Below are 26,232 nucleotides of genomic sequence, written 5' to 3'. Positions count from 1 at the left end.
TCAGGCCTCCCGTGCGGCGCCGGGGCTCTGGCGGGTGACGGGGTCGACCAGTGGACGGAACAGTCGACCCCGTTCGACGACCACGACGACGAGTGTGGCGAGCACGCCGTAGCCGAGGAACCCGGCGGCCAGCGGCAGGATCGTGCCGTCGAAGAGCCGGTCGAGCACGGCGCCCAGCGAGGCACCGACGGCGAGCTGCACCGCACCGATGACGGACGCCGCGGTGCCCGCGTGCGCCGCCATGGGCGTCATCGCGATGGTGTTGAAGTTCGGGATCAGCAGGGCGTGCCCGACGAGGATCGCGGCCAGGAGCGGCAGGAACACCGCCAACGGCGGTCGGCCGTCGGTGACGAGTGCGACCACGAACAGCACCGTCGACACCGCCACGTAGACGAACAGCATCACGTGCGCCGTGCGACGGGTGCCGTAGCGGCCGACGAGTCGGGCGTTGACGAGCATGGCCAGACCCATGACGGCGGCGACCCCGCCGAAGATCAGCGGGAAGGCCTCGGGAACCCCGAACGTGTCCGAGAAGATGATCTCCGAGCTGGCGAGGTAGGAGGTGAACACCCCGTACAGGGCGGTGAGCGCCAGGGTGTAGCCGAACGTCTGCCGGTTGGTGATCACCAGCCGGGCGGTGCGCGTGATGCGGCCGACGTTGAGGTCCAGGCGACGTTCGGGCGGCAGCGTCTCGGGCAGCCGGCGCACCCACAGCGTCATCCCCACGGCGGCGACCAGGCACAGGACGAACAGCACGCGCCAGGTGGTGACGGCGGTGATCGCGGCCCCGAGCGTCGGTGCGATCACGGGCACGACGATGAACACGGCCATGATCATCGACATGGCCCGCGCCATGTCCTCGCCCTCGAAACGGTCACGGACGACGGCCAGGGTCACCACCCGGGGCCCGGCGGCCCCGAGCCCCCACACGAACCGCCCCAGCAGCAGCCACTGCAGACCGGGCGCGAGCGTGCACAGCAGGGCGCCGAAGCCGTAGACCCCGAAGCCCACGAACATCGTGGGGCGTCGCCCGAAACGGTCGGCCAGGGGCCCGTAGGCGAGTTGGCCGACGGCGAGACCGAGCATGTAGGCGGTCACCACCCCGGCGATGGCGGTCGAGTCGGCCGGCAGGCCGAGAACGTCGCGCATGGCGCCGAAGGCGGGCAGCATGAGGTCCAGGCCGAGCGCCGCGAGGGCCATGGACATGGCCAGGACCGCGGTGAACTCGACCCGACCGAGTGCGGGGCGGGTCATGACGTCTCGGGAGGGAGAGGTGCGGCGCACCGTACGGCACGGTTCCCGACGGTGGCACGGGACGTGGCGTGCATCGCACGACGACGGCCCGCGCTCGGCGGGCCGTCGTCGTGCGCGTCTGGTTCGCGTTCTCGTGCGGTCAGATGCTGCGGACCGTCAGCTCCGAGCGGACGTCGACGACGCCCTCGACCTCGGCGACCGAGGCGAGCAGGTCACGCTCGTTCTGGGAGGTGGGCACGGTGCCCTTGAGGGCGACCTGACCGGGGCCGTCCACCTTGATCACGACGTCGTCGACGTCGTCGCGGTAGCCGAACACCTCGCTCTTGATGCGGTCCTCGAGCCGCCCGGGGTCGTCGGTGGGACGCTCGGGCAGGGTGTCCTTGGCCGTCTCGACCGCCGCGCCCTGTGCCTGCTGCAGGCTGTGCTCGGCCTGTACCCGCAGTTCCTCGGCCTTCTGCTCGGCCTCGCCACGCAGGTCGTCGGCCGTCTGGGTCGCGGCGTCGAGCGCGACGTGGGCCTGCTGGGTCACCTCGTCACGCAGCTGGTCGGTCTGCGTGGCGACCTGGTCGCGTACCTCGTCGGCGCGCGAGTTCAGTTCGTCGCCGAGCTTCTGGCGCCGTGCCTGGCCGCGATCGGGGTCGGTGAGGTAGGCGATGCCGTACCCGGCCGCGACGCCGACGAGGAGCCAGAACAGCCGCCGCGGCCAACTGGTGCGGTTGCCGGTGTCCGCGAGGTCCTCGACCAGCTCGCTCTGGTCGCTGTCGAGGTCGTCGATGCGGCTGCTGAGGTGCGTCTCGAGACCGGCGATCTGCTTGCTCAGCCGCCCGAGCTCGCGGAACACCGAGCCGCCATCACCACCGACGGCCTCGGCGGTCCGGTCGCGGATCTCGTCGATGCCGGTACTGAGCGTCCCGGTGAGCTTGTCGGAGAGGTCGTGCAACTGCATGCGGACTCCTTGTCGTTTCCGACCCCCATCGTCCTCGCGCGGCCCGCTCGCCGCAGCACCGATGGGCGGGCGGACGGCCAGGGTGCACCGTGTTCGCCGACCTGGTCGCCGACCGTCCGTCAGTCGCGGGTGCCGCCGGCGCGCTCCATGCGCCGGGCGATGGCCGTGTAGAGCGGCGGGGCGAGGTGTCGCAGCGTCACGAAGGCGCGGTAGAACGCCGGCACCGTGCGTTCGGTCCGCGCATGCGCGATCACGTCGACGACGGCGTCGGCGACCAGCTCGGGCCGCCCGACCAGGCGGGCCATCGGCCCCCGCTTGGCCTGGGTCTGCGGGAACCCCTCGGTCTCGATGAAACCGGGGTTGAGCTGACAGACGGTGATCCGCCGGGAACGCCAGGACAGCGCGAGCGCCTCGCTGAAGCCCACGACCGCGAACTTGCTGGCGGCGTACGCCGCCGGACCGATGCCGAGCTTGCCCGCCACGGAGGCGACGTTGACCACGAAGGCGGGTGCGCCGGCCTCGAGCAGGTCGGCGAACGCGGCCGTGCAACGCAGCACCCCGTTGACGTTGACGTCGAGGGTGCGCAGGGCGTCGTCGAGGTCCCCGCGACCGTCGAACGCCCCGCCGCCGATCCCGGCGTTGTTGACCAGCACGGAACAGAACCCGTGCTCGTCGCGTACCCGCCGGGCGAGCGCGTCGACGGCGTCCCGGTCGGTGACGTCGACCGTGCAGGGCACCACCGTCGGATGCCGCCGGGCGAGCTGCTCGAGGCGGTCGGTCCGGCGAGCCACGGCATAGACGGTCATGCCCGCCGTGGCCAGCCGTCGGGTGGTCGCCTCACCGATGCCGCTCGAGGCGCCGGTCACCACGGCCACCTTGCCGCGGGGGTCGAAGGTCATGGGGGCTCCTGCCGTCGTCGCGGGTGGCGCACGGCGACGCCGGCACCGGGGCAGATGGTGGCACGCCGACGGTGGCCGCCGCACGTCGCGGCGGCGACCACCGACCGGGCCGGCTCACTCGAAGGTCTCGGTGTCCCCGTCGGGCAGCTCGAGGGTCACCGAGGTGACGCGCAGGACCCCCTCGTCGTCCTCGTCGAGCTCGACGGTCTTGCGACCGGGGACCAGGTCCATGGTCGTCGAATACTCCTCCTCGCCGACTCGGCCGACGCGGACGTCACCCCAGATCTCGAGATCCTCCTCGGTCGCGCCGAGCAGCGACTCGGCGTCCCGACGGGCGGCCTCGACGTCGAAGGCGCCGTCGACCGGCGGCTCGAGGTCGCCGCCGTCGAGGTCGGCATCGACGCAGTCCTCGGTGCCCTCGGGACAGGCGCCGGCGGCAGCACCGCCGTCCGTGTCCTCCCCGGTCGTGTCGGGTGCGGCCGTGTCGTCACCCGCGGGCGTCGGCGCGGCGGTGTCCGCGGTGGTACCGCAGGCGCCGAGCACCAGGACGAGTCCGATCGCAGGGGTGAGACGGCGAAGCAGGGATCCCACGGCAACTCCTTGGTCGAGCAGTGGTCACCGGGTGTGACGTCGTCGAGCGGCCGCGGGTTGCACGCCCGTCAGGAACCCTCGTTGCCGGGCTGCGCACCCTGGTCGTCGGTGAGCACGTCGTCGGCCTCCTCGGCGTCGGACGCGTCGGTCTCCGCGAGCCGGAAACGGTCGGCCTCGGCGCCCGCACGCCGCTCGTGGGTGCTGAGGACCTCCCCGCCACGCCGGACGGCCCAGCCGTCCTCGTGCTCGACGATCTCCAGGTCCGGGGTGTCGGCGTCGCTCACGGCGGCCTCCTCGTCGGGTCGGGTCGCGTACGCGCAGCATCCTCGTGCCGACCGCCGCAGGACGGCGACCCGCCCCGCCGATCGGTCACCGCGCCCTTCCGATCGGCCGGCCCACGTGCGAGACTCGTCGCGGGAGCCACTGGGAGGGAGCACCCATGAGCACGACGATCGCGGCGATCCTGGAACGCAAGGGCCACGAGGTGGTCACCATCGCGCCCGAACAGACCGTCAGCGAGGTGGTCGCCGCGTTGCGGGAACGCGGCATCGGTGCGCTGGTCGTGGTCGACGGCGACGACGGCGTGGCCGGGATCGTGTCCGAGCGCGACGTCGTGCGTCATCTCGCCGAGGTCGGCGGCGACGTGCTGCTGGCGCGGGTCGCCGACGTGATGACCACGCCGGTGCACACCTGCACGCCACAGTCGACGATGGACGAGTTGACGGAGCAGATGACCGAGCGCCGGATCCGCCACCTGCCGGTCTGCGAGGACGGACGGCTGGTCGGCATCGTCTCCATCGGCGACGTCGTCAAGGAACGCTTCGAGGAACTGCACGACCACAACCGCCAGCTCGAGTCCTACGTCGCCGGCTCGTACTGAGCCGCGAGCGGGGTATCTTTGCCGACATGCCTGCACCGACACATCTCCCCACCCGCCAGTCCCCGGTCGTCGAACCGGAGGTCCGCGAGCATCCCCAGACGGGCGAGCCGGGTGACCACGACCGGTTCACCCACTACGTGCGTCAGCGGGAACTCGAGCGCGCGCGCCGCACCGGCAAGCCGGTCACGGCCCTGTGCGGCAAGAAGTGGGTCCCGGACGGGGACCCGTCGCGCTACCCGATGTGTCAGACCTGCTCGGAGATCGTCGCGGAGTCGTTCTCGCGCGGTCTGGACTGACGGCGCTCACGGGCGGAACACGGCCTTGACCAGTCCGTCGCCGCGGGCGGCGAAGGTCGCGTAGGCACCCGGGCCGTCGGACAGGGGCAGCTCGGGATGGCTGACGACCACGTCGGTGGGCAGCGTGACCCCGTCGAGCCCGGGCAGCAGCCGCTCGAGCAGCGAGCGCACCGACGCACGCCCGGAGACGACCGTCAGGTTGCGGTCGTAGAGGGTCACCGCCGAGAACCCCAGGTGCGCCGCCGTCTGCACGGCGATGAGCGAGATCGTGCCGCCGGGGCGCACGAGCGACGCAGCCGCCCGCTGGGCAGCCGCGGTCCCGGCGGCCTCGACCACGCCGGTGACGCCGTCGGGTGCCACCTCGGCCGCGAGCGTCGCGGCGCCGTCCGGGGACACGGCCACGGCGCCGAGCCGTTCGGCCCGTCCGCGCCGTGCGGGCACCGGATCGACGGCGATGACGGCGGCGGCGCCGAGCCGTCGCGCGGCCCACACCGCACACAGCCCGACCGCGCCGAGTCCCAGCACGACGACCGTCTGGCCCGCGACCTCGCCGAGCCGTTCCACGGCGGTCCAGCCGGTCGGCAGGTTGTCGGCCAGCAGCACCCCGTCGAGCAGGCTGCGTCCGGGCGGGAGTGCGACGAGCGTGCCGTCCGCGAGGGGGACGCGCAGGCGCTCGGCCTGGCCGCCGTGCAGCGGCTCGGCGGTCGGGTCGTCGGGGTCGCCCCAGCCGAACAGCTGCCCGTGTGCGCAGCGGGCCGACAACCCGCGGGCACACGCGGCGCAGCGGCCACAGCAGGTGGTGAAGGGCACCAGGACGCGGTCGCCCGGGACGAACCCGCGCACGCCCGTGCCCACCTGGAGGACCCGTCCGACCGCCTCGTGGCCCGGTACCACGTCCCCGCGGGCGGCCTCGCGGCCCTCGTAGGGGTGCAGGTCCGAGCCGCACAAGCCGGCGGCGTCCACGGCGACGATCGCCTCGCCCGACCCGCGCAGCGTCGGGTCGGGCAGGTCGTCGGCGAACCGGACGTCGGCGGGACCGGAGAAGATCAGACCGTGCATGGGCGGGTGCGGACCTCGCGTTCGGGGACCGCGGAGCCTGTCACATCGGATACGCCACCGGCGTGTCGCGCTCGGTGACCCACTGCCACTCGGTGAACTCGTCGAAGTCGGCGAACCCGCCGAAGCGGCCACCGTTGCCCGACGCGCGGTTGCCGCCGAAGGGCGCGACGGCCTCGTCGTTCACCGGCTGGTCGTTGAGGTGGACCATGCCGACGTCGAGCCGGTCACCGATCGCCCGGGCGCGGGTGAGCGTGCCGGCGTGGATGCCGGCCACGAAGCCGTACTCGGTGTCGTTGGCGAGCGCCACCGCCTCGTCGTCGTCGGCGAAGGTGGTCACGACCGCGACGGGACCGAAGTGCTCCTCGCGGAACAACCGGTGTTCGGGCCGGACCCGGTCGACCACGGTGGGCCGGTAGTACGGGTCGTCGCGCTCGCCACCGGTGCGCAGCCGGGCGCCGGCGTCGAGCGTGTCGCGGACGATCTCGTCGATGGTGTCCAGCTGTGAGGCGTTGGTGATCGGCCCGAGGGTGACGTCGTGGTCCTCGAAGGCGTTGCCGACCTTCAGGGCCTCGGCCTTCTCGACCAGCAGGTCGGTGTAGCGCTCGGCGATCGACTCGTGGACGAGGTGACGGCCGATCGCCATGCAGATGTGGCCCTGGTGGAAGAAGGTGCCGAAGGCGCCGGCGGAGGCGGCCACCTCCACGTCGGCGTCCTCGAGCACGACGAAGGCGTTGTCGCCGCCGAGTTCGAGCGCGACCGGGATCAGGTTCGCCCCGGCCTTCTCGCCGATCTTGCGGCCGACGTCGGTCGAGCCGGTGAACGACACCATGTCGACGTCCGGGTGCTCGACGATGGCGTTGCCGATCTCCGAGCCGCTGCCCGGCAGCACGTGCAGCAGGTCGTCGGGCAGGCCGGCGGCGCGCAACAGGTCGATCCACAGCAGCGCGCCGGTGACGGGCGTGTCGGTGGCCGGCTTGAGCACGACGGCGTTGCCCAACGCGAGTGCCGGCGCGACCGAGCGCATGGTCAGCTCACCCGGGAAGTTCCACGGGGAGATGACGCCCACGATCCCGCGCGGGACGCGACGGACGGCGCTGCGCCGGTCGGCCTGGGTGGTGGGCAACAGGTGCCCCTGTGGCTGGTGCAGCAGCGCGGCGGCGTGGTGCAACTCACCGGTGACCAGCTCCACCTCGAAGTCGGCCTTCATCCACGTACCGCCGCACTCGCGCACGAACCAGGGCCGGAACTCGTCGCCGTGCTCCTGCAGCAGTGCGGCAGCGGTGGCGAACACCTCGGCGCGCTCCTGGAAGGGGCGGGCGGCCCACTCGGCCTGGGCGGCCCGGGCCCGCTCGACGGCCGTGTCGAGGTGGTCGCTGGTCGCGAGCGGGATCTCGAGCAGGGTCTGTCCGGTGGCCTTGTCGGTGACGGCGGTCCTCTCGCCCTCGGCGGGTTCCCAGCGCCCGAGATGACGGGAGCTGTTCCAACGGTCGACGTCCAGGAACGGCATTGACGGTCCTCGTGTTCGAAGGTGGGAGGACCGGGGTACGACAGTCGACGCCCTCGCCGGAGCGGCCGGGGGCGTCGGCCGTACAGGCATCCGCACCGGTGCGGTGTCCGGTGTGGCCGGCCGGTGGTGGCCGCCGCCGATGTCCGGGCACGCGCGGGCCACTGTCACTACACCGGCACCGTGGCCGGGGGCTGGTGGTTGGCGTCGGTGGGCGTGGACGCGGGGGTCGGGGTCAGCTCGGCGTCGAAGGCACCGTCGGGTTCGACCAGCCACCGGCAGGCGACGGCGGCGACGACCGCGCAGACGCCGATGGTGACGAAGAAGGTGGTCGGTCCGGTCACCAGCAGCAGCGTCAGGAACACCAGTGATCCGATGTTGCCGTAGGCCCCGACGATGCCGCTGATCTGACCGCTGACGCGTCGCTTGACCAGCGGCACGATGGCGTAGGTGGCGCCTTCACCGGCCTGGACGAAGAACGAGCACGCCATCGTGGCGGCGACGGCGAGGACCAGCGGCCAGCGGCCGTCGACGGCGGCCAGCAGCGCGTAGCCGAAGCCCAGCGCGGCGCACAGCAGCAACAGCGTGCGCCGGCGGTTGCCGAGCAGGTCGGAGAGCACACCGCCGGTGGGGCGGGCGACGAGGTTCATGAACGCGTACGCGCTGGCGGCGAGCCCGGCGACGACGGGGGACAGGCCGAAGGTGTCGGCGAAGAAGCCGGGCAGCATCGACACGACCGCGAGTTCGGAGCCGAACGTGACCGCGTAGGCGAGGCAGAGCACGGCGACGTTTCGGAACGGATAGCGGTCCTGGGCCGGGTAGGCGTCGCGACGTGCCGGTTCGTTCACCCGCCAGATCGTGCGGCTCTGCAGGGCGAGCAACACGGCGAGCACCGCGAGTCCGCCCCACATCGTCGCGGGGGCGAGGAATCCGACCAGCATCAGCCGCCACAGGATCAGTCCGAGCACGGCCACCAGCGGGACGTTCAGGGCGAGCAGGCCGAACACGGCCCGGCGGCTGGTGACCTCGAGCGCGCCCTGGCGACCGGGTCGGGCGTAGGTGCGCCCGTCGGGGGTGTCGGACACCGAGCGCAGGTAGACCAGCCCGTAGGCGGCGGCCAGGATCCCGACGCTGGCGAGGGCGACCCGCCAACCGCCGAGCATCCCGGCCAGCGTCGGCAGCGTCATCGCGGCAGCCGCCGAACCGAAGTTGCCCCACCCACCGTAGAGCCCTTCGGCGACGCCGACCTCGCGGGGCGGGAACCACTCCGACACCATCCGGATGCCGACGACGAAGCCGGCGCCGACGAGGCTGGCCGCGAGTCGGGCGACGACGAGCATGCCGAAGCTGGTCGCCAGGGCGGTGAGCAGGGCCGGGACGGCGCAGAAGGTCAGGATCGTGGTGTAGACGCGCCGTGGCCCCCAGCGGTCCAGGGCCATGCCGACGAACAGGCGGGCGGGCACGGTCAGTGCGACGTTGCACAGGGCCAGCACGCCGAGCTGTTCGGATGTCAGGTCCAGCTCCGCCGCGACGGTCCCCGCCAGCGGCGCGAACGAGAACCACACCACGAAGGTGAGGAAGAACGCGAACCAGGTCAGGTGCAGGATCCGGTGGCGGCCGGTGAACCGCCACAGGCCGGACACGTGGGAACCGACCGAGGGCCGGGTGCTGGATGCGGTCATGGCAACCATCCTGGGGCACGGGTGGGGTGGTGCGGACCGCGACACGATGGACGGCGGGGGTTCCAGCGGCGTGCGCGCCAGGTTGCGACGGCGTGACACCGGCGTCGCGGACGACGATGCGTGCCGGCGCGGGCGCTCGGCGCGACGGCCAGTTCACGGCGGCGAAACAGGCCCTCAACGCGCCGGCGACGGTGAGGCGTCACCATGCGTGTCGCTGTTGCGGGCGTGCACGCCCGACGACGGCACAGGAACGTCGAGCACCCAGGAGGTCGGGAACTGTCGCTGTCGGGGATCCGGGTGGGGGTGACCTCCCAGCGCAAGGGCGCCGAACTGGTGGCGGCCCTCGAACGGCGCGGCGCCTCGGTGCTGCACGGGCCGACCATCGGCGGCGACGTGCCGGTGCCTGACGAGCACATCGTGGCCGACACCGACGCGATCCTCGACGCCTCGCCCGACTGGTTCGTCGCCTCGACGGGGGTCGGCATGCGGCTGTGGGCGCAGGCGGCCGACCAGCACGGTCGGCTCGAGGCGCTGCAGGCCGCGGCGGGCGCGGCACGTTGCGTCGCGCGCGGCGCGAAGGCGCTCGGTGGGCTGCAGGCGTTGCGGGCCAGGGCGGTGTGGACCTCGCAGAAGCAGACCGACGCCGACGTCGCCGGTTGGCTGCGTGGCCGGGTCCTGCCCGGCGAGGTCGTCGCCGTCCAACTGCACGGCACGGCAGCCGCCACGACGTTCGCGCCCGTCGCGGACGCGGGCGCCGACGTGCTCTCGGTCGAGACCTACCGGCACGCCCTGCCCGACGACGTCGGCCCTGGCCTGGCGCTCGGCGACGCGATCGTGGCCGGCGAGCTCGACATCGTCGTGCTGACCTCGCCCGGTGCGGGCCGCAACCTGGTCACGATCGCCGCCCAGCGCAGCTCGGACCACGCCGACGCGTTGGTGCAGGCACTGCGCGAGCGGGTGGCGACGGCCGTCATCGGGCCGGTCACCTCGGCGGCCCTGGACGAGCTGGGCATCCCGTCGTGGCTGACGCCGACCCGGTCGCGCACCGGTGATCTGCTGCGGTCGCTGGACCGGTGGGCGTCGCGCCGCACGACCGCGCCGTCGCACTGGCGGCCACCCGTGCAGCTCGTCCCCGCCACGCACGCGGTGCGGTGCGCCGAGGGGCGCGAGATCGCCCTCGGCGAGCGCGGGTACGCGGTGCTGGCGGCGCTGGCCCGCCGGCCCGGCATGGTGTGTCCGCCCGAGCAGCTGCTCGCCGAGGCCTGGGGGTATGCCGCGCCCGACGACCCGAGCGCCATCAAGCACCAGATCGCCCGTCTGCGGCGCAAGCTCGACGGCACGGGGGTGCAGATCCGCACCGTCCGGGGCGTCGGGTACCGACTCGAGGGGAGCAGCACGTGACCTCCACGCCCGTCGTCCACCTCGTCGGCGCCGGCCCGGGCGCCGCGGACCTGCTGACGTTGCGTGCTGCCCGGCTGCTCGGTGAGGCCGACCTGGTGGTGCACGATCAACTGGTGACCCCTGACGTCCTGCGCCTGGTCGGACCGCGGGCGCGGCTGGTGTCGGTGGGACGCCGGCAGGGTCACGTGGTCCTCGGCCATGACGAGGTGGTGGCGCTGCTGGCCGCCGCCGCCCACGCCGGCCAGCACGTGGTCCGCCTCAAGGGTGGCGACCCGGTCGTGTTCGGCCGTGGCGGTGAGGAGTCGCTCGACCTCGCCGCTCGGGGTGTCGCGACCGCGTACGTCCCCGGGATCACCTCGGCGGTCGCGGCGCCCGAGCTGGCCGGCATCCCGGTCACGCATCGCGGCCTGTCGGCGGGGGTGCTCGTGCTGACCGGCCAACGGGCCCGTGGTGGTGAGCCGTGCCCGATGGACCTCGCGGTCGCGGCCGCCTTCGACGGCACGGTCGTGCTGCTGATGGGGGCGACGCGCCTGGCCGCCTGGTGCCGCGGCCTGGTCGACCTCGGCCGCCGCGGTGACACTCCTGCCGCACTGATCGCGCACGCCGGTCGTCCCGAGCAGACCCTGGTGACCGGCACGCTCGGGAACCTGGCGGCCCGCGTCGCCGAGCACGCCGCGGCGATGTCCGGGGAGCCGGGGGAGCGCCTGACGCCGGCCACCGCCGTCGTCGGTGACGTCGTCGGCGTCCCCGCCGCGGTCGACCGTCTCCTCGCGGCCACGACCCGGGTGCCGGCGATCGCCTGAAGCTCCCCCGACGGCGCGACGGCGCGACGGGTCGCATGCCGGCGTCGGGCGCGCTTCGATCGCGGTGCAGGGTTCGCCTACGGTGACGGGCCGGCGTCGGGGAGGTACCACGCGTGCAGGGTTCGGTCCGTCCACCGGGAGTGCAGGTCGAGTCGATGCTCGAGGACCTGCGCACGCTCGTCGAGATCGAGTCCCCGTCCCGTCATCCCGAGGCGCTCGCGACCTCCGCACGGACCCTGGCCGACCTGCTGGAGCGCCGCCTGGGCGGCCGGGCCGAGCTCGTGCACGGGGACGCCGGCCCGCACGTGCACTGGTCGGGAGGTGGAGATCCCCAGGTGCTGGTCCTCGGACATCACGACACCGTCTTCCCGCTCGGCACGCTCGAACGTCGTCCGTTCCAGGTCGCGGAGGGTCGGGTCACCGGTCCGGGCGTCTTCGACATGCTCGGCGGTCTGGTGCAGGCCGTGCACGGCCTGGCGACGCTGGAGGACCGTTCGGGGGTCGAGATCCTGGTGACCGCCGACGAGGAGGTCGGGTCGGGTACGTCCCGGGCGGTGATCGAGGAGCGCGCCCGGGCGTGCGGGGCGGTCCTGGTCGCCGAGGGCGCGGCCGAGGGTGGTGCCGTCAAGACCGGCCGCAAGGGGTGCGGCACCTTCCGGGTCGAGGTGACGGGCCGGGCGTCGCACGCCGGTCTCGAGCCGGATGCCGGCGTCAACGCGCTGGTCGAGGCCGCGCGCCAGGTGCTGACGATCACGGCGATGGGTCGACCCGAGCGAGGCACGACCGTGACCCCGACCGTGGCGTCCGCGGGCACGGTCGACAACGTCGTGCCGGCGCAGGCGACCGTCGTCGTGGACGTCCGGGTCGAGACCGCCGACGAGAAGGCGCGGGTCGAGGCGGCGTTCGCCGGACTGCGGCCGCATCTGGACGGCGCGCGGATCGCCGTGCACGGGTTCGTGGACCGGCCACCGATGCCGGAGTCGGCGTCCGCGGGCCTGTTCGCGATGGCGCGGCAGATCGTCCCGGACCTGGTCGGCACCGCGGTCGGCGGGGGCAGCGACGGCAACTTCACGGCAGCCCTCGGCGTGCCGACGCTGGACGGGCTCGGCGCCGTCGGTGGGGGCGCCCACGCCGACCACGAGTACCTGCTCGTGGACGCCATGGTCGAGCGGGCGCTGCTGGTCGCCGGCCTGGTCGACGAGATCCGTCGTGCCCGCCGGACCGGTGCCTGGCCGACCACCCGGAGCTGACCGCGTCACCGCGCACCGCGGCTGGACGAGCCGTCAGTCGTGGACCCGGCGGACCTCCACGGCGGCGTGCTTGTAGGCCGGTTGGTGCGAGTGCGGGTCGAAGCTCGGCATCGTCAGCCGGTTGGTGTCGACGTGGTGCATCGACACGAACACGCTCCCGGTCGCGATCGTGGGGGTGACCAACGCGCGTGCGCGCATGGTCCCGCGTTCGCTGACGAGCTCGACCCAGTCGTGCGAGACGATGGCGCGGGCGGCGGCGTCGGCCGGTGCCACCTCGACGTAGGGGTCGGCCGGCACGAGGTTGCGCAGCGCCGGCGAGGTCGAGGTCCGGGTGCCGGTGTGCCACTCGGCCGACGACCCACGTCCGGTCAGCAGCACCAGCGGGCGGCGGGGACGCACCAGTTCGGCCGGCGGGCGCGGCTCGTCCACGACGAACCGGGCGCGGCCGTCGGGGTGGTGGAAGACCCCGTCGGCGAACAGGCGACGCTCCTTCTCGACGAGCGCACCGGGGACGGGTTGCGGCCACTGGATGCCACCCTGGGCCTCGAGGTCGGCGTAGCCGTCGATGCCGGAGAAATCGCACGGTCGGCCGCGTGACAGTTCCTGCAGCAGTCCGAACACCGCCTCCGGTGACGACCAACGTCGGAAGTGCCCGCCGACGCCCCAGGCCTCGGCGAGCAGGCGGAAGATCGCGAAGTCGGCGAGGGCGAGTCCCGGTGCCCGGGCGACCTTGCGGACGCGTCCGATGCGGCGCTCGGAGTTGATGAAGGTGCCCTCCTTCTCGCCCCAGCCGGCCGCGGGCAGCACCAGATCGGCCAGTTGCGCCGTGTCGGTCGTGGTGTACAGGTCCTGCACGACCAGGAAGTCGAGCCGGCCGAGCAGGTCGCGGACGTCGTCCTGTCCGATCCAGGAGTGGGCGGTGTTGGTCGCCACGATCCACAGGCCGCGGATCTGCCCGTTCGCGATGCCCTCCACGATGCGGTGATAGGGCAGGCTCGGCCGGTCGGGGATGCAGGCCGCGTCGAGCCCCAGCACCTCGGCCACCTCGGCCCGGTCGGCCGCGCGGGTGAAGTCGCGTCCGCCGAGCAGACTGGTCGTGTTCGAGAACAGCCGCGAGCCCATCGCGTTGCACTGGCCGGTGATCGAGTTGGCGCCCGTGCCGGGGCGGCCGATGTTGCCGGTCAGCAGCGCGAGGTCGATGACGGCCTGCGCGGTGCGGGTGCCCTGGTGGGACTGGTTGACGCCCATCGTCCACCAGAACGACACGGCCCGGCCGGCGGCGATGGTCCGGGCGCAGCGTTCGAGGTCGGCGACCGGGATGCCGGTGGCCGCGGCCACCCGCTCGGGCGGGTAGCCGGCGACGTGGTCGGCATAGGCGGCGTAGCCGTGCGTCGAGTCGCGCACGAAGTCCTCGTCGACCGCGCCGAGGCCGATCAGCAGGTGCCCGAGGCCGTAGAGCAGTTCGAGGTCGGCCTTCGGACGCACGGCGAGGTGCTGGGTCGCGGCGGCGGCCGTCTCGGTCCGGCGAGGGTCCACGACGATCACCGCCGGCGCGTGCGGGTTGCGGTGCAGGCGTTCCCACAGGATCGGGTGCGCGATCGCCGGGTTGGCGCCGACGAGCACCACCACGTCGGACGCCTCGAGGTCGGCGTAGGTGTAGGGCGGGGCGTCCGACCCGAACGACTCCTTGTAGGCCTGCACCGCGGTCGCCATGCACTGGCGGGTGTTGCCGTCGCCGTGGACCATGCCCATCCCGAACTTGGCGACGGCGCCGAGCAGCGCCATCTCCTCGGTCGGGATCTGGCCGGTCGACAGGAACGCGACCGACGCGGGTCCGTGGCGCTGCTGCACGCCCCGCAGGCCACCGACGAACGCGTCGACGGCCTCGGACCAGCCGACCGGCCGTTGGCGGCCGCCGGCGTCGCGCAGCAGCGGCGTCGTCGCCCGCGTGTCGGCGCGCAACGGCGTGAGCGACTCCCAGCCCTTGGGGCAGGCCATGCCGTCGTTGACGGCGTACCCGACCGTCGGTGTGAGGCCGACCGCCTCGCCGTCGCGCAGGTGGACGTCCAGCGAGCAGCCGGTGGAGCAGAAGCCGCACACGCTGGTCACGACCCGGTCGGGAGCCCGACCGGCCGGGAGCTGACCGAGGCCGTGGCCGCCCGGTTCGCGCAGCAGCTCGCGGGTCAGCGGACCGTCGGTGCGCCGCAGCAGTGCCTCGAGTCGGGTCCTCATCGCAGGCCTCCGGGCATCCGCGGCGGCGCGCTGGCGGTGAAGAACCGCCACCGTTCCAGCAGTTCTCCCGCGACGACGGTCATCAGCCCCGCCCCCGCGGTGAGCATCCCGACGCCGACGTCGTCGGCGAGCATGCGCCAGGTCAGCCACGGCGCCGCGAGCGCGCCGAGGCACAGCGCCACCAGTCGCGACGCGGTCAGGCCCGGCATCCGGCGTACGTGCAACCAGGCGACGCGGGCGAGTTCGTCGTCGATGGCGGCGATCCGGCCGGCCGTGACGTCGTGCCGTCGGTGGTGGCGCAGCAGGGCGAGGTCCGCCGCGCCGACGCCGACGCCGACGCTTCCCGACGCGATCGCCAGGGCACGCACCGCCCCGCGGACGTCGGCGCCGGTGACCGCCGCCGTGCCGACCACGACGAGCAGCAGGGTGGCGCAGCCGGTCAGGGCGGTGGTGGCCGCGAACCGGGCGGCGACCCGTGGTGTCGACCACCAGCGACGGCCGGTGACGGCATACACCATCACCGAGGTGAACACCCCCAGCAGGCCGACGACCGTGGCGGTCGGCAGCAGCCACGTGGCGGCCTCGGCGAGCGGCCCGGTCGGTGTCGCCAGCGCGGCGGCGGCGGTCGCGGTCAGGCCGGCGAAGGCCCCGAAGGCGACGATCTCGCGTGACAGCCACGAGTGGCGCAGCCCCAGCACGGCGCGCCAGGCCTGCAGCGGTCGACCCAGGTGGAGCACGCTGGCGCCGAGTGCGACGACGCCGGTGCCCAACGCCGTCGCGGCGGCAGGGCCGGCGACCACGGCCGCCAGTTCGGGGACGAACCAGGTGCCCAGCAGCAGGGCGAGCAGCGTCCCGACGGCCGCCTGGGTCAGGACCAGCATGACGGTCAACGGCGGGTGCGCGTGGCCCGGGACGACCGCGTCCGCGTCGACCGCGCGGACGCCGTCGCGCAGGTCCTCGGACGTGCGCCACCGGGTCGCCGGCCGGGTGACGGCCGGGTCGGGGGAGGGGATCGGCCACGGGTCCTCGCCGCGGGCGTGCACGTCGTCGAGGTCGACCACCCGGATGCTGATCGCGTGGGTCGGACAGGCCTGCACGCACGCCGGGGCCTCGCCGGCCGACAGCCGGTCGGCGCACAGGTCGCACTTGCGCACGATGCCGCGCTCGGCGTCGTACGCGGGGATCTCGTAGGGGCAGGTCAGCGTGCAGTACTGGCAGCCGATGCACTGGTCGTCGAGGTGGCGTACCACGCCGGTGTCGGGGTCCTTGACGTAGGCGTCGGCGGGGCAGCCCGCGAGACAGCCCGGCTCGGCGCAGTGGTGGCAGGCCGTCGTCACCGTGCGCAGCACCGGCAGGTTCCGGCCGGTGCCCTCGGCGTCGTTGGCGCCCACGAGGGTCCCGGTCCGGCGGAACGACTGGCCCGAGGGCAGCCCGTTGAGGCTGCCGCAGGCGACCACGCACGCCTTGCAGCCCGAGCACGCGTCGAGGTCGACCTCGAACGCGTACTGCTGTCCCGGGGCGGGCGGCGTGGCGGGCAGCAGGTCGCGGTAGCGGCGCGCGGCCAGGGGCGCCGTCGGCGAGGCGTCGAGGGCGTCGTCATGGGCACGCGCGAAGCGTTCGACGGCCGTGGTCCCGGCCTGCTCGGCCAGGAACTCGTCGATGAGGGTTCGGACGGTGGTTTCGCTCATGTCGTGAGCGTGGCGGGCGGGCATTTGCGGCGCGTTCGCACCGTGTTACGCGACGTCGACGACCGGGTCGCGTCCGTGGCGGGCGACCACGCCGTCACGCGTTCGGACGGTCGACGTAACGTGGCGGAAACGGCGGACCGTCACCGTCTGTCCGCATGAAGACCTCCCCCGCCACCACCCCGCCCGAGACGGCCGGCGCCCGCGCCACCGCCGCGCACCGCTCGTCGCCCCGTCGCGTCGTCGTCGTCGGCAACGGCATGGTCGGCCACGAACTGGTCCGCCGGCTGGTCGCCGCCGACGTCGGGCACCGGATCGTGGTGTTCGGCGACGAGCCGCGCCCCGCCTACGACCGGGTGCGACTGAGCTCCTACGTCGCGACCCGCGACGTCACGGCGCTGGCGCTCGCCGAGCCCGAGGTCTACGAGCACCCGGACGTGCAGTTGCGCAGCGCGAGCCGGGTGGTCGCGATCGACCGTGACCGGCAGGTCGTGCGCACCGACCAGGGGGCCGACGAGGCCTACGACGAGTTGGTGCTGGCGACCGGGTCGCGACCCTTCGTCCCGCCGGTCGGCGACGGCGACGGGCCGGGGTGCCACGTCTACCGCACCATCGAGGACCTCGACGACCTGGTCGCCTCGGTCGCGTCCGGCGCCCGACGCGGCGTGGTCATCGGCGGCGGGCTGCTCGGCCTGGAGGCCGCCGAGGCGTTGCGCACCCTCGGGCTGCACACCACCGTGGTGGAGTTCGCGCCGCACCTGATGCCCGCGCAGCTCGACGCCCCGGCGGCTGCCGCGCTGCGCCGCCACGTCGAGGCCCTCGGCATCGAGGTGCGCACCGAACACGCGACGAAGCGGGTCGTGCGCGCCGCCGACGGGCGCCCGCGCGCCCTCGAGTTCGCCGACGGGACGACCCTGGACACCGACGTCGTCGTCTACTCGGCCGGCATCCGGCCCCGTGACGAGCTCGCGCGCGACTGCGGCCTGCCGGTCGGGGAGCGCGGCGGCGTGCTGGTCGACCGCACCTGCCGCACCGAGGACCCGCACGTGTGGGCCGTCGGCGAGGTCGCCGCCGTGGACGGGGTCACCCACGGCCTGGTCGGCCCTGGCTACGCGCAGGCCCGCGTCGTCGCCGCGCGCCTCGCGGGCGGCGACGGCGAGGTGCCCGACGCCGACCTGTCGACGAAGCTGAAGCTGTTGGGTGTCGACGTCGCGAGCTTCGGGGACGCGAAGGCGACGACCCCCGCCGCCCGGTGCGTGGTCGTCGACGATCCCGTCGCCGCCGTGCACCAGAAGCTGGTGGTCGACGACGACGGTCGCCTGCTGGGCGGCATCCTGGTCGGGGACGCCGACGCGTACGCCGTGCTGCACCAGTTCCACCTCGGTGGCGAGCCGCTGCCGGCCGCCCCGATCACGCTGCTCCAGCCGGCGGCCGGGGACGCGGCGCCCGCCCTCGGCCCGGCCGCGTTGCCCGACAGCTGCACGGTGTGCACCTGCAGCAACGTCACCAAGGGCGAGGTCCGGGCGGCGACCGCCGGCGGGCGGATCACGACCCTCGCGCAGCTGAAGGCCGCGACGAACGTCGGGACCGGCTGCGGGTCGTGCGCGACCCTGTGCCAGCGGCTGATGGAGCACGAACTCGAAGCGGCCGGCATCGAGGTCGACCGCAGCCTGTGCGAGCACTTCCCCCACACCCGCCAGGAGCTGTTCGACATCGTGCGGACCCGGCGGGTGCGCACCTTCGCCGAGCTGCTCGACGGCTGGGGGACCGGCAGCGGTTGTGCCACGTGCAAGCCGGCGGTCGCGTCGATGCTGGCCACGCTGTGGAACGAACACGTCCTCGACGCGGCGCACGCGCCGTTGCAGGACACCAACGACCGCTACCTCGCCAACCTCCAGCGCGACGGCACCTACTCGGTCGTGCCCCGGGTGCCGGCCGGCGAGATCACCCCGCGGCAGCTGATCGTGCTCGGCGAGGTGGCGACCGAGTTCGACCTGTACACCAAGATCACCGGTGGGCAGCGCGTCGACCTGTTCGGGGCGCGCCTCGACCAGCTGCCGTCCATCTGGCAGCGGCTGATCGACGCCGGCTTCGAGTCGGGGCACGCCTACGGCAAGGCGCTGCGGACGGTGAAGTCGTGCGTCGGGACGGCGTGGTGCCGCTACGGCGTGCAGGACTCGACGGCACTCGCCGTCCAGCTCGAGCTGCGCTACCGCGGCCTGCGCTCACCCCACAAGCTCAAGTCGGCCGTGTCCGGTTGCTCGCGCGAGTGCGCCGAGGCGCAGAGCAAGGACTTCGGGGTCATCGCGACCGAGAAGGGCTGGAACCTCTACGTCTGTGGCAACGGCGGCATGCGTCCGCGCCACGCGGACCTGCTCGCCGAGGACCTCGACACGCCGACGCTGGTCCGCGTCCTCGACCGGTTCCTGATGTTCTACGTGCGCACCGCCGACAAGCTCGAGCGGACCAGCACGTGGTTCGAACGGCGTGAGGGCGGCATGGAGGAACTGCGGGCGATCCTGCTCGACGACTCGCTGGGCATCTGCGACGAGCTCGAGGCGGCAATGGCCGACCACGTCGCGAGCTACACCGACGAGTGGGCGGCGACCCTGGCCGATCCGCAGAAGGTCGCCCGGTTCCGCCATTTCGTGAACGACGACACCCCGGACCCGGACCTGGCGTACGTCCGCGAGCGCGGACAGCGACGGCCGGTCTTCGACCACGAGCGCGAGCTGCTGCCCGTGCTCGCCACCAGCGGCACCGGCCGATCCGACGGACAGGTGGGCGGATGAGCGACTTGGCGACCCTCGTACCCGAACGCGACGACACGTCGCACCCAGGACACGTCGAGGTGTGCGACCTCGAGGCGATCCTGCCCGACACCGGGGTCGCGGCACTCGTCGGCGGTCGCCAGGTCGCGGTCTTCCGCCTGTCCGACGGGCGCGTGTTCGCGATCGACCACCACGACCCGTGTTCGGGCGCCAACGTGCTGGCCCGCGGGATCGTCGGTGACGCCGGCGGCGACCCGGTCGTGGCCTCGCCGGTGCACAAGCAGCGCTTCTCGCTCACGACCGGCCGCTGCCTCGACGCCGAGGACCGGTGCGTGGACGTCCACGCGGTGCGGGTCGACGGCGGCCGGGTCGCGGTGGCGTCGCCGGACTAGCGTCGCCGGCCGCCGCCACTGCCGCCGAGGAACTGCTGCACCAGGCCGCCCAGCCCGCTGTTGGAGCCACCCCGGCCTCGACCCCGGCCTCGACCCGACCCCGAGCCGCGACGCTGCTGGAACTTGTTGAACGCGAACGCGCCGGCCTTCGCCATCAGGGCCTTCTTGAAGAATCCCACGGGATGTCCTTTTCGATCGGTCGGGTTGCGGGAACCGGAGTGGACCAGCAGCTTGCCGTCAGCGAGCACCCCTGCCCACGGGCCTTCGCCCGGCTGGCCCTTCGCCTGCCCGCCACGCGAACACCGTCCACCCAACGTCGTCGGGGCCGTCCCGGTCGGACGACCACGGCGTCGTAGCCCACGCGGGCAGATGTCCGTGCTCGGGACGGCGCCAGCGACACCGGTACGCTCGCGCACCACGTGCTGGCGGCACCCTGGCGGGTCCGCACCAGCTCCCGCGCCCGTGTGCCGCCCGGCACCTCGCCACCCGATGCCTCGAGGCCGCTCGCCCGTGACCTATCCCATCGACCGCATCCGCAATTTCTGCATCGTGGCGCACGTCGACCACGGCAAGTCCACGCTGGCCGACCGGATGCTGCAGCTCACCGAGCTGGTCGACCCGCGCAAGATGCGGGCGCAGTACCTCGACAAGATGGACATCGAGCGTGAACGCGGCATCACGATCAAGGCACAGGCCGCCCGTCTGCCCTACAAGCCGCTCGGCGACGTCGGCGACGAGTACCTGCTCAACCTGATCGACACCCCGGGCCACGTGGACTTCTCCTACGAGGTGTCCCGGGCGCTCAACGCCTGCGAAGGCGCGGTGCTGCTCGTCGACGCCGCCCAGGGGATGGAGGCACAGACGATCGCGAACCTCTACCTCGCGCTCGAGGCCGACCTCGAGATCATTCCGGTGATGAACAAGATCGATCTTCCCGCGGCGCGCCCGGAGGAGATCGCCCGCGAGATCGCCGCCATCATCGGTGGCGAGCCCGAGGACGTGCTGCGCATCTCCGCCAAGACCGGCGAGGGCGTGCGGGAGGTCATGGACGCCATCGTGGACCGCGTGCCGGCGCCGACCGGTGATCCCGAGGCGCCGACGCGGGCGCTGATCTTCGACTCGTTCTACGACGCCTACCGCGGCACGCTGGTCTACTTCCGCGTCGTCGACGGTCGGCTCGAGCCCGGTCACAAGATCCGTCTGCTCGCCACCAACTTCGAGGGCGAGATCGACGACCTCGCGGTCAACTCACCCGAGGAGACCCCGATCGACGCGCTCGGCGTCGGCGAGGTCGGCGTGCTCTCGGCCGCGATCAAGAACGTGGCCGAGGCCAAGGTCGGTGACACCATCACGCTGGCCGGCAAGAAGTGCCGCGACGTCGCCCCGCTGCCCGGCTACCGCGAGCCGCTGCCGATGGTGTTCTCCGGGCTGTACCCCATCGACTCCGACGACTTCCCGCTGCTGCGTGACGCGCTCGACAAGCTGCGGCTCAACGACGCCTCGTTCTCCTACGAACCGGAGACCTCCGCGGCGCTCGGCTTCGGCTTCCGCTGCGGCTTCCTCGGCCTGCTCCACCTCGAGATCGTGATCGAGCGCATCGACCGGGAGTTCGACATCCCGCTGGTGACCACGGCACCGTCGGTGCGCTACCGGGTCACCCTGGAGCGGCTCGACCCGGAGACCGGCGAGCCGATCGTGCTGGAGGTCTCGAACCCGCAGGACCTGCCCGAGCCGAACCAGATCGCGGCGATCGCCGAGCCGACGGTGCGCGTCATGATCCTGACGCCGTCGAGTTACGTCGGGCCGGTCATGCAGCTGTGCGAGGGCCGGCGCGGCAACATGGAGGCGATGGACTACCTCACCGAGGAGCGGGTCGAGCTGCGCTACCAGCTGCCGCTGGCGTCCATCATCACCGACTTCTTCGACCAGCTGAAGTCGATCACCCGCGGGTACGCGTCCCTGGACTACGAGCCGTCGGGCTACCAGGAGTCCAACCTGGTCCGCGTCGACGTGCTGCTCAACGCCGAACCGGTCGACGCGTTCAGCTCCATCGTCCACCGCGACGAGGCCTACCCGTTCGGCAAGGCGATGGTGGAGAAGCTCAAGGAGCTGATCCCGCGGCAGATGTTCGACGTGCCCGTGCAGGCCGCGATCGGCTCGAAGGTCATCGCCCGCGAGACCATCAAGGCCCGGCGCAAGGACGTGCTCGCCAAGTGCTACGGCGGCGACGTGTCCCGCAAGCGCAAGCTGCTCGAGAAGCAGAAGGAGGGCAAGAAGAAGATGAAGAACGTCGGCTCGGTCGAGATCCCGCAGGAGGCGTTCGTCTCCGCCCTGCGCACCGGTGGCGGTGGCACCCGCAACGACTGACGCCCACCTGCGCGCCGACGTCGCCGCCGACCGGGTCTCGACCTCGTGCGGCTACGGCATCCCGCGCATGGGGCCTGGTCACGGAACGCGACGCTGTGCCGGTGGGACGAGCGCCGCTCCGAGCAGGAGCTCGCCGACGACCGCCGCCGCAAGAACGCGGTCTCCATCGACGGTCTGCCGGCGCTCGACCACGAGCCGATCACGTAGCCGCGAGCTCACCGCCGCGGGGCGCGCACGACCGACCTGCTGTGCGCGGGGGTACCGTGGAATCCGCAACGCATGCCGCAACGCGGACCTCTCCCGTCCGTGACGCCGCCCGTGCCAGGATGCGTCCATGAGCCAGCCGCCCCCGCCGCCGCCGCCGGCCGAGCAAGACCCGCGCGACACCCTCACCAGCGAGGAGGTTCGGGCGCTCGACGCCCTGGCGCAGGCCGCCCGCGCCGACAGCAAGTCGGACCTGTGGGTGTTCGCGTTCGACGGGCCGATGCGCAGCCAGGAGGCGCTGCTGGCGACCATGCGGCTGGTCGGCCGGCAGCACCTCGATCTCGAGGACGCGGCCATCGTCACCAAGGTCGGTACCCGGGTGCGCATCACGCAGACCCGTGACGTCACGCCGCGGACCGGCGCGATGGGCGGCGCGTGGCTCGGCATTCTCGCCGGGCTCTTCCTCGGGCCCGGGGGACCGCTCATCGGTGGTGCGCTCGGCGCCGCCGCCGGCGGCCTGTTCGGCAAGTTGCGCGACTACGGCATCGACGACGACCAGATGAAGCAGATGGGCGAGGAACTCGGGGACGGGTCCTCGGCGCTGTTCCTGCTCGTGCGCGACTGCCACCGCGCCCGCGCCCTGCACGAGGTCGGCCGGTTCCCCGGCCGCCTGCTGGCCACCACCGCCGACGCCGAGCTGGCCGCGGCCGTGCGTGAGCGCCTGCAGGTCGACCCGTGGGACGGCGGGACGTGAGCGTCGCCCCCGCCGTGTCCAGCGGTGCACAGCGGTGGCTGACCGACCCGATCGAGTCGGGCGCCGCCGCCGGATTCGGGGTCTATCTGCACGTGCCGTTCTGCTCCCACCGGTGCGGGTACTGCGACTTCGCGACCGACGCCGTCGGTGGTCGCGACGACACCGACGCGCTGTTCTCCCGCTACGTGACGGCCCTGCGCGACGACCTCGCCCGCCAGGTCGCTGCGGGCCGTCGCGCGCACGCCCCCGCCCGGCGGGGCCCGCAGCTGGACGACGCCTGGCCGACGGTCACCTCGGTCTTCGTCGGTGGCGGCACGCCCACCCTGCTGCCGCCCGACCTGCTCGCTGCGGTGGTGCGCGGCGTGTCCGACGAACTCGACGTCGCGCCGGACGCCGAGATCACCGTCGAGTGCAACCCCGAGACCGCCGACGAGGAGCTGTTCGGCGCGCTGGTCGAGGCCGGGGTGACCCGCATCTCGATGGGGGCCCAGTCGTTCACGCCGTCGGTGCTCGCCACCCTCGAGCGCGGGCACAGCGCCGAACGCCCCGTCGAGGCCGTCCGGCAGGCCCGCGCCGCCGGCATCGACGAGGTGAACCTCGACCTGATCTTCGGCACGCCCGGGGAGACCGACGAGGACTGGCGCGAGACCCTGCGCGCGGTCGTCGCCGCCGGCACCGACCACGTGTCGGCCTACGCGCTCACCATCCACGACAGCACGCCGTTCGGGCGTGCCATCGCCCGCGGGGCGATGCCGTCCCCGGACGAGGACGTGCAGGCCGACCGGTTCGACGCCGCGCGGGAACTGCTCGGTGGCAGCGGGTTCGAGCACTACGAGGTCTCCAACTGGGCGCTCGGCAGCGCCCGCCGCAGCCGGCACAACCTGCTGTACTGGCGCCACGGGGACTACCTCGCGCTGGGTGTCGGCGCCCACGGTCACCTCGCGGGCCGCCGCTGGTGGACGACGCGGTCCACGGCCCGCTACCTGGCTGCGGTCGAGGCCGGCATGTCGCCCGTCAGCGGCGCCGAGGACCTCGACGTCGACGAGCAGGCCGAGGAGCGGTTGCTGCTGGGCCTGCGGGTGCGCGAGGGGTTGCACCCGGCCGACGTGCCGGCGATCGACCCGTTGGCGCTCGAGGACGCGCTGGACGCCGGGCTGGTCACCACCGCCTGCGGGCGCCTGCAGTGCACCGAACAGGGCTGGTTCCTGCTCGACGAGGCCGTCCGCCGGCTGGTCTGACCACCCTGCCCGGTCCGTCGCCGGCCCGGGCCGCATCCGCCCGTCCGGCCGGTTCACGCGCCGGCTGCTGCGGGACAACGCCGTGGGACGCGCCCACGCGCCCACGCGCGCCGTCGCCGAGGTGGTGGTCGAGGTGCGCCGACGCGCCGTTGGCGCGTCATCGTTCGGGTCCGGACGGTTACCCTGTGGGCGTCGGTGCGGCCCGCTACGCACCGCGGGTCGACAAGGGGAGCCGATGCGGCCGAGGATCGCGATCACCACGTGGCGACGGCCGCTGCCGACGTTCGTCGCCGAGCGCACGCTCCTGCACACGCTCGCGGACGAGTACGTGACCTGCGTGCGTGACGTGGGCGGGCTGCCACTGCTGGTACCCCACGTGCGGGGTGAGCAGGAGGCGGATGCCGTGCTCGACGCGGTGGACGGACTCCTGGTCGCCGGTGGTGGTGACGTCGACCCGGCCAGCTACGGCGCGGCGAACGTCGCGAGCAAGGACGTCGATCCGGAGGCGGACACCAGCGAACTCGCGCTGTTGCGCTGCGCACGACGACGGCGGGTCCCGACCCTGGCCATCTGTCGCGGGATGCAGCTGGCCGTGGTGGCCGCCGGTGGGACGCTGCTGCAGGAGATCGGGCGGCCGGGAGGCGTGCACGAGCCGATCTCGAACGATCCCGACGCCGTGATCGGTGCCCGTCACCCCGTCGAGGTGCTCGACGACACGCGACTGGCCGCGATCTTCGGCGCCGGCACGAGGACGGTGAACACGATCCACCATCAGGCCGTGGACGACCTGCCGGCGGGCCTGCGCGTCACCGCCGTCGCCCCGGACGGCGTCATCGAGGCGGTGGAGCCGGTCGACGACCCCTGGCCGCTGCTCGCGGTGCAGTGGCATCCGGAGAAGCTCGAGGGCGCCGACCGGATGCTGTTCGAGGCCTTCGTGGCACTCGCACGTGACGCGATCCGACCGGTCGTGGCTGCGACGCCGTGACGGGTGCTGCCGCGGAGCGTGCCGAAGGCGACACCGGGCCCCGCCTCGACGACCTCATCGAGGCCGAGCGGGACATCGTCGCCCGTTTCGACGACGTCGGTCTCGAGGTCGACTTCGGTGCCCTGTCGGTGGTGTCGAACATCTATCGCGCCGCGTCGGCGATCCGGCGGCACATGGAACAGTCCGTGCTCGGCCCGGAGCAGTTGTCGTGGACGGCGTTCGTGACCCTGTGGGTGCTGTGGATCTGGGGCGAGATGGAAGCGCGCCACCTCGCCGCGGAAGCCGGGGTCACCAAGGGGACGCTGACGGGCGTGCTCGACACGCTCGAGCGACGGGGGCTGGTCGCACGTCGACGCCACGACGACGACCGGCGCCTGCTGAGTGCCGGGCTGACCGCTTCGGGGGAGGAGCTCATCCGCAGGCTGTACCCGCGGTTCAACGCCCAGGAGGCGCGCATCGCTGCGCTGCTGTCGCAGGATGGACGCGACGCCTTCGCCTCGGGACTGCGCGAACTCGTCCGTGGGCTGCCGCTCGAGGATCCGTCCTGAGGCGGAGTTGGCACCGGCGTCCGGTGTCGGTACGCTGCCTTCCCTGATCGGGTGGCGCGAGCACGTTCGACGCGCGGGCCTCAGCGAGGTCCACCATCGCCCGGTTTGCAGCTCAGGGACGGGACGGTTACGTTACGCCCCGCCCGAGCGGCACTGACAAGAACGACTTGCACGGCAACGCGAGGCAGGCTAGAGTACGCAGCCTGCTCGAAACGCCGGGCAGCACGCCGACCGCTCGGTTGGCCGATCGCAGCAAGACGCGGTACCGTCTTCGGTCCGCGAAGTACTGCGGTCAACGAAGCGACATCGGTCTCGAGAGCCGCCTGCCGTGTGGTGGGGTTGTGGGTTCGGGTGTGGTGTTGTGGTGTTCTTTGAGAACTGCACAGGGTGCGAGAAGCCAGTGACGCGCCTGCCCTTTTGGGTGGGTGTGTGTACACATGCCCTTGTCGGCCGGATGCTTTGGTGTCTGGTTGTCGAGAGTTGTAGTAGAA

General features: G+C 73.0%; 24 protein-coding genes. 13 read left to right on the top strand and 11 right to left on the bottom strand.

What is annotated here, in order from left to right; all coding sequences use genetic code 11:
* From ELR47_RS13365 to ELR47_RS13345, 5 genes are all read right to left on the bottom strand, one after another.
* Complete coding sequence (locus ELR47_RS13365) at positions 1-1,254, bottom strand: multidrug effflux MFS transporter (protein ID WP_130650348.1); 1,254 nt, start codon at positions 1,252-1,254, stop codon at positions 1-3.
* A 139-nt stretch (positions 1,255-1,393) separates the two neighbouring features.
* Positions 1,394-2,200, bottom strand: a complete 807-nt coding sequence (locus tag ELR47_RS13360) for a YtxH domain-containing protein (RefSeq protein WP_130650347.1) — start codon at positions 2,198-2,200, stop codon at positions 1,394-1,396.
* A 119-nt stretch (positions 2,201-2,319) separates the two neighbouring features.
* Positions 2,320-3,099 (bottom strand): SDR family NAD(P)-dependent oxidoreductase, encoded by a 780-nt coding sequence (locus tag ELR47_RS13355; protein WP_130650346.1) that lies wholly within the window; start codon positions 3,097-3,099, stop codon positions 2,320-2,322.
* A 114-nt stretch (positions 3,100-3,213) separates the two neighbouring features.
* Positions 3,214-3,690, bottom strand: a complete 477-nt coding sequence (locus tag ELR47_RS13350; RefSeq protein ID WP_130650345.1) for a hypothetical protein — start codon at positions 3,688-3,690, stop codon at positions 3,214-3,216.
* A gap of 68 nt (positions 3,691-3,758) precedes the next feature.
* Entirely contained in the window at positions 3,759-3,974 is a 216-nt protein-coding gene (locus ELR47_RS13345; RefSeq protein WP_130650344.1) for a hypothetical protein, read from the bottom strand.
* A 155-nt stretch (positions 3,975-4,129) separates the two neighbouring features.
* Between ELR47_RS13345 and ELR47_RS13340 the strand changes: the two genes are divergently transcribed.
* Positions 4,130-4,570 carry a CBS domain-containing protein gene (locus tag ELR47_RS13340; RefSeq protein WP_130650343.1) on the top strand — a complete coding sequence of 147 codons (441 nt, stop codon included), beginning with the start codon at positions 4,130-4,132 and terminating at the stop codon, positions 4,568-4,570.
* A gap of 26 nt (positions 4,571-4,596) precedes the next feature.
* The gene (locus ELR47_RS13335) at positions 4,597-4,866 is read left to right on the top strand and encodes a DUF3039 domain-containing protein (protein ID WP_130650342.1); all 270 of its coding nucleotides are present in this window, start codon (positions 4,597-4,599) and stop codon (positions 4,864-4,866) included.
* 6 nt (positions 4,867-4,872) lie between these two features.
* Here the strand turns inward: ELR47_RS13335 and ELR47_RS13330 are convergent, their stop codons facing one another.
* The 3 genes from ELR47_RS13330 to ELR47_RS13320 all read right to left on the bottom strand — a co-directional run bounded on the left by ELR47_RS13330 (position 4,873) and on the right by ELR47_RS13320 (position 9,111).
* The gene (locus tag ELR47_RS13330) at positions 4,873-5,925 is read right to left on the bottom strand and encodes an alcohol dehydrogenase catalytic domain-containing protein (protein ID WP_130650341.1); all 1,053 of its coding nucleotides are present in this window, start codon (positions 5,923-5,925) and stop codon (positions 4,873-4,875) included.
* Positions 5,926-5,965: 40 nt separating this feature from the next.
* Positions 5,966-7,432: an aldehyde dehydrogenase family protein gene (locus ELR47_RS13325; RefSeq protein WP_130650340.1), complete on the bottom strand. Its 1,467-nt coding sequence runs from the start codon at positions 7,430-7,432 to the stop codon at positions 5,966-5,968.
* A 167-nt stretch (positions 7,433-7,599) separates the two neighbouring features.
* On the bottom strand, positions 7,600-9,111 hold the full coding sequence (locus ELR47_RS13320) for a NarK family nitrate/nitrite MFS transporter (RefSeq protein ID WP_130650339.1): 1,512 nt from the start codon (positions 9,109-9,111) through the stop codon (positions 7,600-7,602).
* Positions 9,112-9,315: 204 nt separating this feature from the next.
* Here ELR47_RS13320 and ELR47_RS13315 point away from each other — a divergent pair, with 204 nt between their 5' ends.
* From ELR47_RS13315 to ELR47_RS13305, 3 genes are all read left to right on the top strand, one after another.
* Positions 9,316-10,512: a uroporphyrinogen-III synthase gene (locus ELR47_RS13315; protein ID WP_130650338.1), complete on the top strand. Its 1,197-nt coding sequence runs from the start codon at positions 9,316-9,318 to the stop codon at positions 10,510-10,512.
* Positions 10,509-11,315, top strand: coding sequence for a uroporphyrinogen-III C-methyltransferase (gene cobA / locus ELR47_RS13310; RefSeq protein ID WP_165404075.1), 807 nt, complete (start codon positions 10,509-10,511; stop codon positions 11,313-11,315). The genes ELR47_RS13315 and cobA overlap by 4 nt, the downstream gene beginning before the upstream one ends.
* Positions 11,316-11,470: 155 nt before the next feature.
* Positions 11,471-12,565 (top strand): M20 family metallopeptidase, encoded by a 1,095-nt coding sequence (locus ELR47_RS13305; RefSeq protein ID WP_130651387.1) that lies wholly within the window; start codon positions 11,471-11,473, stop codon positions 12,563-12,565.
* 33 nt (positions 12,566-12,598) lie between these two features.
* Here ELR47_RS13305 and ELR47_RS13300 read toward each other — a convergent pair whose 3' ends face one another.
* The gene (locus tag ELR47_RS13300; RefSeq protein ID WP_130650336.1) at positions 12,599-14,797 is read right to left on the bottom strand and encodes a molybdopterin oxidoreductase family protein; all 2,199 of its coding nucleotides are present in this window, start codon (positions 14,795-14,797) and stop codon (positions 12,599-12,601) included.
* The gene (locus ELR47_RS13295; protein WP_165404074.1) at positions 14,794-16,485 is read right to left on the bottom strand and encodes a DmsC/YnfH family molybdoenzyme membrane anchor subunit; all 1,692 of its coding nucleotides are present in this window, start codon (positions 16,483-16,485) and stop codon (positions 14,794-14,796) included. Before ELR47_RS13295 ends, ELR47_RS13300 begins: the two co-directional genes overlap by 4 nt.
* A 155-nt stretch (positions 16,486-16,640) precedes the next feature.
* On the opposite strand from ELR47_RS13295, the gene nirB reads away from it, so the two are divergent.
* Both nirB and nirD read left to right on the top strand, forming a co-directional pair.
* Entirely contained in the window at positions 16,641-19,274 is a 2,634-nt protein-coding gene (gene nirB, locus ELR47_RS13290; protein WP_130650334.1) for a nitrite reductase large subunit NirB, read from the top strand.
* Positions 19,271-19,645: a nitrite reductase small subunit NirD gene (gene nirD / locus ELR47_RS13285; RefSeq protein WP_130650333.1), complete on the top strand. Its 375-nt coding sequence runs from the start codon at positions 19,271-19,273 to the stop codon at positions 19,643-19,645. Before nirB ends, nirD begins: the two co-directional genes overlap by 4 nt.
* Here nirD and ELR47_RS13280 read toward each other — a convergent pair.
* Positions 19,642-19,824: a hypothetical protein gene (locus ELR47_RS13280; RefSeq protein WP_130650332.1), complete on the bottom strand. Its 183-nt coding sequence runs from the start codon at positions 19,822-19,824 to the stop codon at positions 19,642-19,644. The two genes, nirD and ELR47_RS13280, sit on opposite strands and share 4 nt — an antisense overlap.
* A 310-nt stretch (positions 19,825-20,134) precedes the next feature.
* On the opposite strand from ELR47_RS13280, the gene lepA reads away from it, so the two are divergent.
* The 6 genes from lepA to ELR47_RS13255 all read left to right on the top strand — a co-directional run bounded on the left by lepA (position 20,135) and on the right by ELR47_RS13255 (position 25,741).
* Positions 20,135-22,012, top strand: coding sequence for a translation elongation factor 4 (lepA, locus tag ELR47_RS13275; RefSeq protein WP_130650331.1), 1,878 nt, complete (start codon positions 20,135-20,137; stop codon positions 22,010-22,012).
* A 45-nt stretch (positions 22,013-22,057) separates the two neighbouring features.
* Positions 22,058-22,219 carry a hypothetical protein gene (locus ELR47_RS18420; RefSeq protein WP_165404073.1) on the top strand — a complete coding sequence of 54 codons (162 nt, stop codon included), beginning with the start codon at positions 22,058-22,060 and terminating at the stop codon, positions 22,217-22,219.
* A 127-nt stretch (positions 22,220-22,346) separates the two neighbouring features.
* Positions 22,347-22,970 carry a DUF1269 domain-containing protein gene (locus tag ELR47_RS13270; protein WP_130650330.1) on the top strand — a complete coding sequence of 208 codons (624 nt, stop codon included), beginning with the start codon at positions 22,347-22,349 and terminating at the stop codon, positions 22,968-22,970.
* Positions 22,967-24,208 (top strand): radical SAM family heme chaperone HemW, encoded by a 1,242-nt coding sequence (gene hemW, locus ELR47_RS13265; RefSeq protein WP_165404072.1) that lies wholly within the window; start codon positions 22,967-22,969, stop codon positions 24,206-24,208. The genes ELR47_RS13270 and hemW overlap by 4 nt, the downstream gene beginning before the upstream one ends.
* 235 nt (positions 24,209-24,443) lie before the next feature.
* Positions 24,444-25,193, top strand: coding sequence for a gamma-glutamyl-gamma-aminobutyrate hydrolase family protein (locus tag ELR47_RS13260; RefSeq protein WP_130650328.1), 750 nt, complete (start codon positions 24,444-24,446; stop codon positions 25,191-25,193).
* Complete coding sequence (locus ELR47_RS13255) at positions 25,190-25,741, top strand: MarR family winged helix-turn-helix transcriptional regulator (protein WP_130650327.1); 552 nt, start codon at positions 25,190-25,192, stop codon at positions 25,739-25,741. The genes ELR47_RS13260 and ELR47_RS13255 overlap by 4 nt, the downstream gene beginning before the upstream one ends.
* Positions 25,742-26,232: the final 491 nt, after the last annotated feature.

It is taken from the genome of Egicoccus halophilus, from assembly GCF_004300825.1.
Lineage (GTDB): Bacteria > Actinomycetota > Nitriliruptoria > Nitriliruptorales > Nitriliruptoraceae > Egicoccus > Egicoccus halophilus.
This window is presented reverse-complemented; position numbering and strand designations above follow the sequence as displayed.

Excerpts from the sequence above, each read along its gene's own strand:
- nirD (WP_130650333.1), top strand. The coding sequence starts at position 19,271 with ATGAGCGACTTGGCGACCCTCGTACCCGAACGCGACGACACGTCGCAC.
- ELR47_RS13325 (WP_130650340.1), bottom strand. The coding sequence starts at position 7,432 with ATGCCGTTCCTGGACGTCGACCGTTGGAACAGCTCCCGTCATCTCGGG.
- ELR47_RS13355 (WP_130650346.1), bottom strand. The coding sequence starts at position 3,099 with ATGACCTTCGACCCCCGCGGCAAGGTGGCCGTGGTGACCGGCGCCTCG.
- ELR47_RS13270 (WP_130650330.1), top strand. The coding sequence starts at position 22,347 with ATGAGCCAGCCGCCCCCGCCGCCGCCGCCGGCCGAGCAAGACCCGCGC.
- nirB (WP_130650334.1), top strand. The coding sequence starts at position 16,641 with ATGAAGACCTCCCCCGCCACCACCCCGCCCGAGACGGCCGGCGCCCGC.
- ELR47_RS13300 (WP_130650336.1), bottom strand. The coding sequence starts at position 14,797 with ATGAGGACCCGACTCGAGGCACTGCTGCGGCGCACCGACGGTCCGCTG.
- lepA (WP_130650331.1), top strand. The coding sequence starts at position 20,135 with ATGCCTCGAGGCCGCTCGCCCGTGACCTATCCCATCGACCGCATCCGC.
- ELR47_RS13335 (WP_130650342.1), top strand. The coding sequence starts at position 4,597 with ATGCCTGCACCGACACATCTCCCCACCCGCCAGTCCCCGGTCGTCGAA.
- ELR47_RS13360 (WP_130650347.1), bottom strand. The coding sequence starts at position 2,200 with ATGCAGTTGCACGACCTCTCCGACAAGCTCACCGGGACGCTCAGTACC.
- ELR47_RS13305 (WP_130651387.1), top strand. The coding sequence starts at position 11,471 with ATGCTCGAGGACCTGCGCACGCTCGTCGAGATCGAGTCCCCGTCCCGT.
- ELR47_RS13320 (WP_130650339.1), bottom strand. The coding sequence starts at position 9,111 with ATGACCGCATCCAGCACCCGGCCCTCGGTCGGTTCCCACGTGTCCGGC.
- ELR47_RS13295 (WP_165404074.1), bottom strand. The coding sequence starts at position 16,485 with ATGAGCGAAACCACCGTCCGAACCCTCATCGACGAGTTCCTGGCCGAG.
- ELR47_RS13260 (WP_130650328.1), top strand. The coding sequence starts at position 24,444 with ATGCGGCCGAGGATCGCGATCACCACGTGGCGACGGCCGCTGCCGACG.
- ELR47_RS13365 (WP_130650348.1), bottom strand. The coding sequence starts at position 1,254 with ATGACCCGCCCCGCACTCGGTCGGGTCGAGTTCACCGCGGTCCTGGCC.
- ELR47_RS13330 (WP_130650341.1), bottom strand. The coding sequence starts at position 5,925 with ATGCACGGTCTGATCTTCTCCGGTCCCGCCGACGTCCGGTTCGCCGAC.
- ELR47_RS13340 (WP_130650343.1), top strand. The coding sequence starts at position 4,130 with ATGAGCACGACGATCGCGGCGATCCTGGAACGCAAGGGCCACGAGGTG.
- ELR47_RS13315 (WP_130650338.1), top strand. The coding sequence starts at position 9,316 with ATGCGTGTCGCTGTTGCGGGCGTGCACGCCCGACGACGGCACAGGAAC.